This is a genomic window from Echinicola sediminis, from assembly GCF_054777495.1.
Genome location: NZ_BAAHAP010000159.1, coordinates 1 through 6,860, shown reverse-complemented (window position 1 = coordinate 6,860; position 6,860 = coordinate 1). Strand labels below are relative to the sequence as shown.

Genomic DNA, 6,860 nt, shown 5'->3' with positions numbered 1-6,860 from the left:
GGGCTTTATCCGGGCTGTCGTGGACAATTCCTCGACCAGCTATTATATCTATCGCGGTAGGAGGATGGGGTATGAGTTTGAGTTATTACGAAACTTTGCCAGGAGGTTAGGGGTGCAGCTCCGTCTGATCGTGGATGCCGATATTGTGAGGGCTTATCAATTGCTCAATGAAGGGAAGGCGGATATCATTGCCATCAATTTGTTTTCCAATGAGGAAAGAAGGAAGTACGGGGCATTTACAGCGCCGCTGAATTCCCTTTCTTCTGTACTTGTTCAGCCCAGGGAGCGACCTTTGCTCCGGGAAATTACCGAGCTCGATGGGAAGACGGTGCATGTGAGAAAGGGAACAGTTTACCGGCGACAGCTACAGCAGTTGGCTGACAGTCTTCAAGTGAAGATGGATATAGTGGAAGTGGATAAAAACTCCGACGGGCTAGTGGAAGACGTAGTGATGGAGAACATTGAGTACACCATAGTGGATATGGACGTTGCCTTGGTGAATTCCACTTATTACAGTGATATCGATATCAGCATGGAGGTCAGTCCCCCTGCTGAAGTCGCTTGGGCGGTTCGGAAAAACTCTCCAGATCTCCTCCATGAACTTAATAGCTGGATAGAGAAGGGGAAAAGTTCTACTTATTTTGCCATTTTATACGGGAAGTACTTTTTGAACAAAAAGAACAGTTATTTTAGAAATAAAAGCCCTTTTTCATCCATTTCAGGAGACAGGATTTCTGTTTACGATAATATTATTAAAAAAGGGGCAGAACAGATCGGTTGGGATTGGAGGCTGTTGGCCTCTCTTGTCTACAAGGAATCCAGGTTTGATACGGTCGCCACCAGTTATGCCGGGGCAAAGGGATTGTTGCAGTTAATGCCTGTTACCCTGGAGCGTTTTGGGGTAGAAAATCCCAATGACCCGCTGCAGAGTCTGTTGGGAGGGGTGAATTATTTAAAGTACCTGGATAAATTTTGGTTGGAACGGGTGCCCGAGACCAATGAAAGGATCAAGTTTATTTTGGCTTCTTACAATATTGGGCATGGCCATGTCAATGATGCTTGGAGGCTGGCCTTGAAGTTTGGGCGCGACACACGACAGTGGAAGAGTGTGGCCTATTATCTGCAAAGGAAATCCCAGCCAGAGTTTTATCGGGATCCGGTTGTGCGCAGTGGTTACGCCAAGGGGCATCTGGCAGTGTCCTACGTACAGGATATCTTAAGTGTTTACGAGTCCTACAGGGTATTGGTATCTCCTTAAGTTCCTCCAACGGAGATCGGACAAAATGCAAAAGCCCGGTGATTTTACACCGGGCTTTTTATGCTTTGGATATTTTTCGTTCAGCTTAAATCTGCTCGAAAATGTTTTTAAAGCTGGTCGCTTTGGTAAGTTTGCTGTGAAGGTCGTCGATATGCACACGTTCCTGCTCAGTAGTGTCTCGATGACGGATGGTTACCGTATTGTCCTCGAGTGTTTGGTGGTCTACCGCAATACAGAAAGGAGTTCCTATAAGGTCCTGACGCGTGTAACGCTTACCTATGGAAGCGGCTTCCTCATAGATGATGTTGAAATCGTATTTTAGCTGGTTGAAAATCTCCTTGCCCTTGTCAGGCAAGCCATCTTTCTTGGTTAAAGGAAGAATGGCTGCTTTTACCGGAGCAATGGCTGGATGGAATTTCAGGTAGGTTCTGCTTTTTCCTTCGTTTTCTTCCTCAACAAAAGCGTTGCAAAGCGTCATCAAGAAAAGCCTGTCCGCACCGATAGAGGTTTCGATTACATAAGGAATGTAGTTTTGGTTGACCTCAGGGTCGAAATATTGCTGTTTCTTTTTAGAATATTCCTGATGGCTCTTAAGGTCAAAGTCAGTTCTGGAGTGGATACCCTCTACTTCCTTGAAACCAAATGGAAACTCAAACTCAATGTCCATGGCAGCATTGGCGTAGTGGGCAAGTTTCTCATGGTCATGTGTTCTGAGCTTGTCGTCAGGGATGCCTAGTGCTTTGTGCCATTTTAGGCGGGTTTCAGCCCAGTTTTTGTACCAGTCCAGTTCGCTTCCGGGGCGTACAAAATACTGCATCTCCATCTGCTCAAATTCCCTCATACGGAAAATGAACTGTCGCGCCACGATCTCATTCCTAAAGGCTTTACCGATTTGGGCAATGCCAAAGGGGACTTTCATCCGGGCAGTTTTCTGTACATTCAGGAAGTTGACAAAGATCCCCTGTGCAGTTTCCGGTCTCAGATAGATAGTGGATGCATCTTCGGCTACAGAACCTACCTGGGTGGAAAACATCAGGTTGAACTGTCTGACATCTGTCCAGTTGGCTGTGCCACTGATGGGGCAGGTGATCTCTTCATTGATGATCAGGTCCCGGACACCGTCGAGGTCTTCGGCTTCCAACAGCTTGCCCATGGCGCCAAGGAGGGATTTGGCCTCCTCAAGTTTACCCTCTTTTTCTAGGGCAGCGGCTTTTTCCTCGATCAGGACATCAGCACGGTAGCGCTTTTTGCTGTCCTTATTGTCAATCATCGGATCGTTGAAGCTATCCACGTGACCAGAGGCTTTCCAAGTGGTCGGATGCATGAAGATAGAAGCGTCAATGCCGACAATATTGTCATTTAAGCGGGTCATGGACTCCCACCAGAGGCGCTTAAGGTTATTTTTAAGCTCTACTCCATAGGCGCCATAATCATAGACCGCCTGAAGTCCATCGTATATTTCGGAAGAAGGATACACGAACCCATACTCCTTGGCATGGGAAATAATATCTTTCAACTGTGCGTTTTCAGTTACTTGTTCTGTTTTTGCCATAGGAGCAAAAATAGGGAAATCTATTTAAATAAGGGAAGGAAAAAATGCTTTAGTTTTGATACAGAAAAACAGATTTTGCCTAGGTTGAATTAACACTCGCTTAGTCAGTTGTCACGTAAATAGGGCGCTCAGCTTCTGAACCTCGAGCGATAATAAAGGTATCCAAGTACCGCAGTGGATAGAAAGAAGATAAAAGTAGTCCATTCATAGGTCCTTTTGCGTGATTTTGCCGAGGATATATCTTCATCCTTTTCAGCCAGGGCCCTCTTCAGTTTACCGATATCCTGTTCCTGCTTTTGGGCGATGTACTTGTAATCGTCCTTTTCGTATTTGATTTCTGTTGTTTCAATGTTTTTGAGCATTTCCAGCTCGTCCATGATCTGGTTGTCTTTTAAAATGATGCGTTCCAGCCATTCGTTGGTGGAAATCATGTCTTTTTTGGTGCGGTTTCCGAAAATGCCTGATTTTTGGGACTCGGATGCTTTCCACTGCTGATGGAGGTTTTGGCGCTCAATGATCAGCTTTTCCAGTTTTTTCTGGGAAAAAGAAAGCATGGGAAGAAGTAAGAAAGCAAGTAACAGTATCTTTTTCATGATAGGGATTTTTGCGCTTTTTAGGGGCAAATAACGTGCCGATCCATTAGGCTTTCAGCATCTTCCGCTTTTTTAGAGGCGAAATTTGCTTTGGCCGTTTCTCCTAAACTTCCCTTTTCTTCTTTTGTTGTTGGTGTAAAAGTTATAAAGGTAGTTTATCGCAAAGGCGGTAATGGTTAGGGGGACAAAGAAGTCAGGCAGCATCCTTTTGATGCCAAGTAATATCAAAAAAGAGGCAATGATGCCGGATTTAAAGGTGGTATGGCTTTCCGGATAGGTTTTTCGGACCAGAATCAGGCTGAAAATCTCGATGATCACGAGAAATATGATCAGGTAGGTAAGGAGTTTGGTGGTGGAAATATCTCCGGAGAAAACAGACCACGCCGCCATTCCCACTACCGCGATCAAGCTGATGGACTGAAGGGAAGTATTGAGTTTTTCTTTCATGGCTTATTTTGGGCGTTGAACATCAAGATACTTGCTTTCACCCAAAAAACCAATATGGCCATTTCCTGAGCCCAAAAGAAAAAAGCGGTGAGCAACTTATGAACTCACCGCTTTTGCTACTTGGATAGAAGCGCTTTACAGTTTACGCTTAATAAAGTCAGTCATCAAATTGTACAGGTGCCAGGTGGTGTTGCCTCCGTAGATTCCATGGTTCCTATTAGGGTAGTAAAAGGTCTCAAATTGCTTGTCAGCGCCAACAAGGGCATTGACCAGGTCTACAGAGTTTTGGAAGTGCACATTGTCGTCTCCCGTGCCATGGATCAGCAGCAAGTTTCCTTTTAACTTGTCCACGTGGGTTATCGGGCTGAAGTCGTCATACCCGGAAGCATTGAGCTGTGGGGTCTGAAGGTATCTTTCGGTATAAATGGTGTCATAGTACCTCCAGGTGGTCACCGGAGCAACGGCAATGGCGGTTTTGAAAGTGTCATTGCCGAGCATTAGGGAAAGGGAAGACATATAGCCCCCGTAAGACCATCCCCAAATACCGATTCTGTCTGCATCTATATAAGGCAAGGCGGCCAGGTGTTTAGCTCCGGCTATCTGATCCTGGGTTTCCAGGTTGCCCAGCTGTGCATAGGTTGCATGTTTGAAGTCGCGGCCTCTCGCTCCTGTGCCCCTGTTGTCCACACATACCACGATATAGCCCTCGGCAGCGAGGTGGTGGTGCCAAAAATCCCGGGAGCCTCCCCAGCTGTTTTTGACATTTTGTGAACCAGGACCGCCGTAAACATACATGAGTACCGGGTATTGCTTGTTTTGGTCAAAGTCCGCCGGCTTGATCATATAAGCGTTCAACATGGTGCCGTCAACACTGGCAAACTGAAAAAACTCCTTGTCGCTCAGCGCATAATTGTTCAGCCTTTCTTTTAACTCCTCATTGTCCTCCAGTACTTTAATGGTTTCTCCTTTGGCATCATTCAGTGTAATCTTCAACGGAGTATTGGCAGTGGAGAAATAGTCAATATAATATTTGTGGTCAGGGCTCATGTTGATGGCATGGCTTCCTTTTTCGGGGGTCAGTTCTTTTTTGCCCTTACCGTTGAATTTGATCACGTACAGGTTTCTCTCCAATGGAGACCTTTCTGTACTTACATAGTAAATCTTTTTGGCTTTTTCATCTACCCCGACCACTTCGGTCACTTCCCAGTTTCCAGCAGTGATCTGCTTGATGGGCTCTCCGTCCATGTCATGGTGATAGATATGTTTGAAACCGTCCTTTTCAGAAGTTTTGATGAAGCCTTTTCCATCTGCTAGGTAGAGCAGGTTGTCATTATAATCCAAATCCACGTAAGTTTCGGATGTCTCGGTCAGGATGACTTTGCTCTCACCTGTCCGGGCATCGGCATGGAAGAGGTCCAATTGGTTTTGCAGCCTGTTCAGGCGGATAAAGGCCAGGGTGCTGCTGTTGCCGGTCCAATAAATGCGCGGAAGATAAATGTCTTTTTCTTCGCCTGCCTGCATGATGCTGGTTTTTTCGCTTTCCAGGTCAAAAACACGGATGCTCACTTCGGCGTTTTTATCTCCTGCTTTGGGGTATTTGAACTTATAGTCCTTTGGATAAAGCGGTCCCCATACCTGCATGTTGTATTCGGGGACTTCTGACTCGTCAAACCGGATAAAAGCGATCTTTTTACCGTCTGGAGACCATTCAAAAGCCTGGGCCATGGAAAATTCCTCTTCGTACACCCAGTCGGCGGCACCATTGATGATATGGTTCCATTTTCCATCCTTGGTAATCCGGTGGACCTTATTGTCCTCCAGGCTGATGTAATAAAGGTCATTGTCCTTGACAAAAGCGATTTTGGTATTGTCTGGAGAAAGGGTGGCATAAGAGATCTTCTCCCCGTCCATCAGTTTTTGCGCTTCGCCACTTTGGAGATCCACCACGTAAAATATCCCTTTGGAAGACCTGCGGTAAATGCTTTCCACCTCAGTGGCGATAAGGGCTTTGGTTTCATCACTGTTGAAAGAATAGCTGGAGAAATTGATCCCCAATTCATTGCCATCGATAAGGACGGCTTCCTGCTCCCCTGTGGAAACATTCATTTTGACCACCTGGGGTTTTCCGTTTTCCCTGATCAAGGAGCTGTAATATTGTCCGTCCTTCATCCAGTTGATGCCATGGACAGATTTTTGGTTAAACACCCCTTCTTTGAAAATTGCCTCCAACGAGACTTTTTGCTGCTGTGCCAGCGTTTCGAAACACATGCTCATAATTAGTGCTGCGATAGTTAAAATTCGTATTTGGTTCATACTGTTCTACTATTTGGATTTTATTCTGAGGGCTAAAGATAAATAAAATGAGCTAAAAATGATGAGCTTGTCTCATAAGTAGATTTCTCTGAGTCTTACACAAATAATAGTTCGTTGTCGTCATGGAAGGCAGTAGAGAAAGGGTTCGCCCCAAAGGGGCAAATTTATAATAGCCTGGGGTGGCAGCCCCAGGCAAAGGTATTCCGCAAAGGGTCATGTTTTGGCCGGATAAATGTCAATAGAGCATATAAATTGCCGCCAAAACCCGTAGATTTTAATTGAGAACCTTATCCAAGTAATGTATTGAATTACGAAATTGCAAGCGATCAGAAATGCTATACCCATAGAATATTTGGTAAGCAGATTCTAATCTTGACTTATGAGACAGGTTCATGTTTCTCGACGCGAGGTAACTTCTTTTCTTGGAGTTCTGCCTTTTTTTGATCGGTTTAAAAGAATTTTGGTTGATGGTTATCCGCAATTTTGCCAGTAAACAAAATCTGACTATCCGGGATTTTGCACGTAGCATTAATAGAACAAAATACTTGACAGAAATCCTTCTGAAGGCCTTTGGAGCATTCGGTTTTGGGACAGTTGATGGAGGCGTTAAGAAAATGAGTTAGCTCGCGAAGTGGACGAGCGAGATCCACTCATTTTTAGCCTACAGCAAATGGAACAAAATCAAATTGAGACAAAC

Annotated in this window: 5 protein-coding genes; 1 reads left to right on the top strand and 4 read right to left on the bottom strand. The window is 45.1% G+C overall.

Annotation, left to right across the window (positions count from 1 at the left end; translation table 11 throughout):
* Window positions 1-1,258, top strand: a 1,258-nt coding sequence (locus ACYVAA_RS21800) for an MltF family protein (protein WP_460545963.1), incomplete at its 5' end; no start/stop codon positions are given.
* Between the two features lie 85 nt (window positions 1,259-1,343).
* On the opposite strand, the gene ACYVAA_RS21795 is transcribed toward ACYVAA_RS21800, so the two are convergent.
* The 4 genes from ACYVAA_RS21795 to ACYVAA_RS21780 all read right to left on the bottom strand — a co-directional run bounded on the left by ACYVAA_RS21795 (window position 1,344) and on the right by ACYVAA_RS21780 (window position 6,163).
* The gene (locus tag ACYVAA_RS21795) at window positions 1,344-2,810 is read right to left on the bottom strand and encodes a glycine--tRNA ligase (RefSeq protein WP_460545961.1); all 1,467 of its coding nucleotides are present in this window, start codon (window positions 2,808-2,810) and stop codon (window positions 1,344-1,346) included.
* Window positions 2,811-2,938: 128 nt separating this feature from the next.
* A complete protein-coding gene (locus ACYVAA_RS21790; protein WP_460545959.1) occupies window positions 2,939-3,403 on the bottom strand; it encodes a Clp protease ClpB in 465 nt (154 codons plus the stop codon).
* A 72-nt stretch (window positions 3,404-3,475) separates the two neighbouring features.
* Window positions 3,476-3,850 (bottom strand): hypothetical protein, encoded by a 375-nt coding sequence (locus ACYVAA_RS21785; protein ID WP_460545957.1) that lies wholly within the window; start codon window positions 3,848-3,850, stop codon window positions 3,476-3,478.
* Between the two features lie 135 nt (window positions 3,851-3,985).
* Window positions 3,986-6,163 carry a S9 family peptidase gene (locus ACYVAA_RS21780; RefSeq protein ID WP_460545954.1) on the bottom strand — a complete coding sequence of 726 codons (2,178 nt, stop codon included), beginning with the start codon at window positions 6,161-6,163 and terminating at the stop codon, window positions 3,986-3,988.
* Between the last annotated feature and the right edge of the window lie 697 nt (window positions 6,164-6,860).

Bases quoted from the DNA above. Each gene is read 5' to 3' on its own strand.
- ACYVAA_RS21795 (WP_460545961.1), bottom strand. From the start codon at position 2,810: ATGGCAAAAACAGAACAAGTAACTGAAAACGCACAGTTGAAAGATATT.
- ACYVAA_RS21790 (WP_460545959.1), bottom strand. From the start codon at position 3,403: ATGAAAAAGATACTGTTACTTGCTTTCTTACTTCTTCCCATGCTTTCT.
- ACYVAA_RS21780 (WP_460545954.1), bottom strand. From the start codon at position 6,163: ATGAACCAAATACGAATTTTAACTATCGCAGCACTAATTATGAGCATG.
- ACYVAA_RS21785 (WP_460545957.1), bottom strand. From the start codon at position 3,850: ATGAAAGAAAAACTCAATACTTCCCTTCAGTCCATCAGCTTGATCGCG.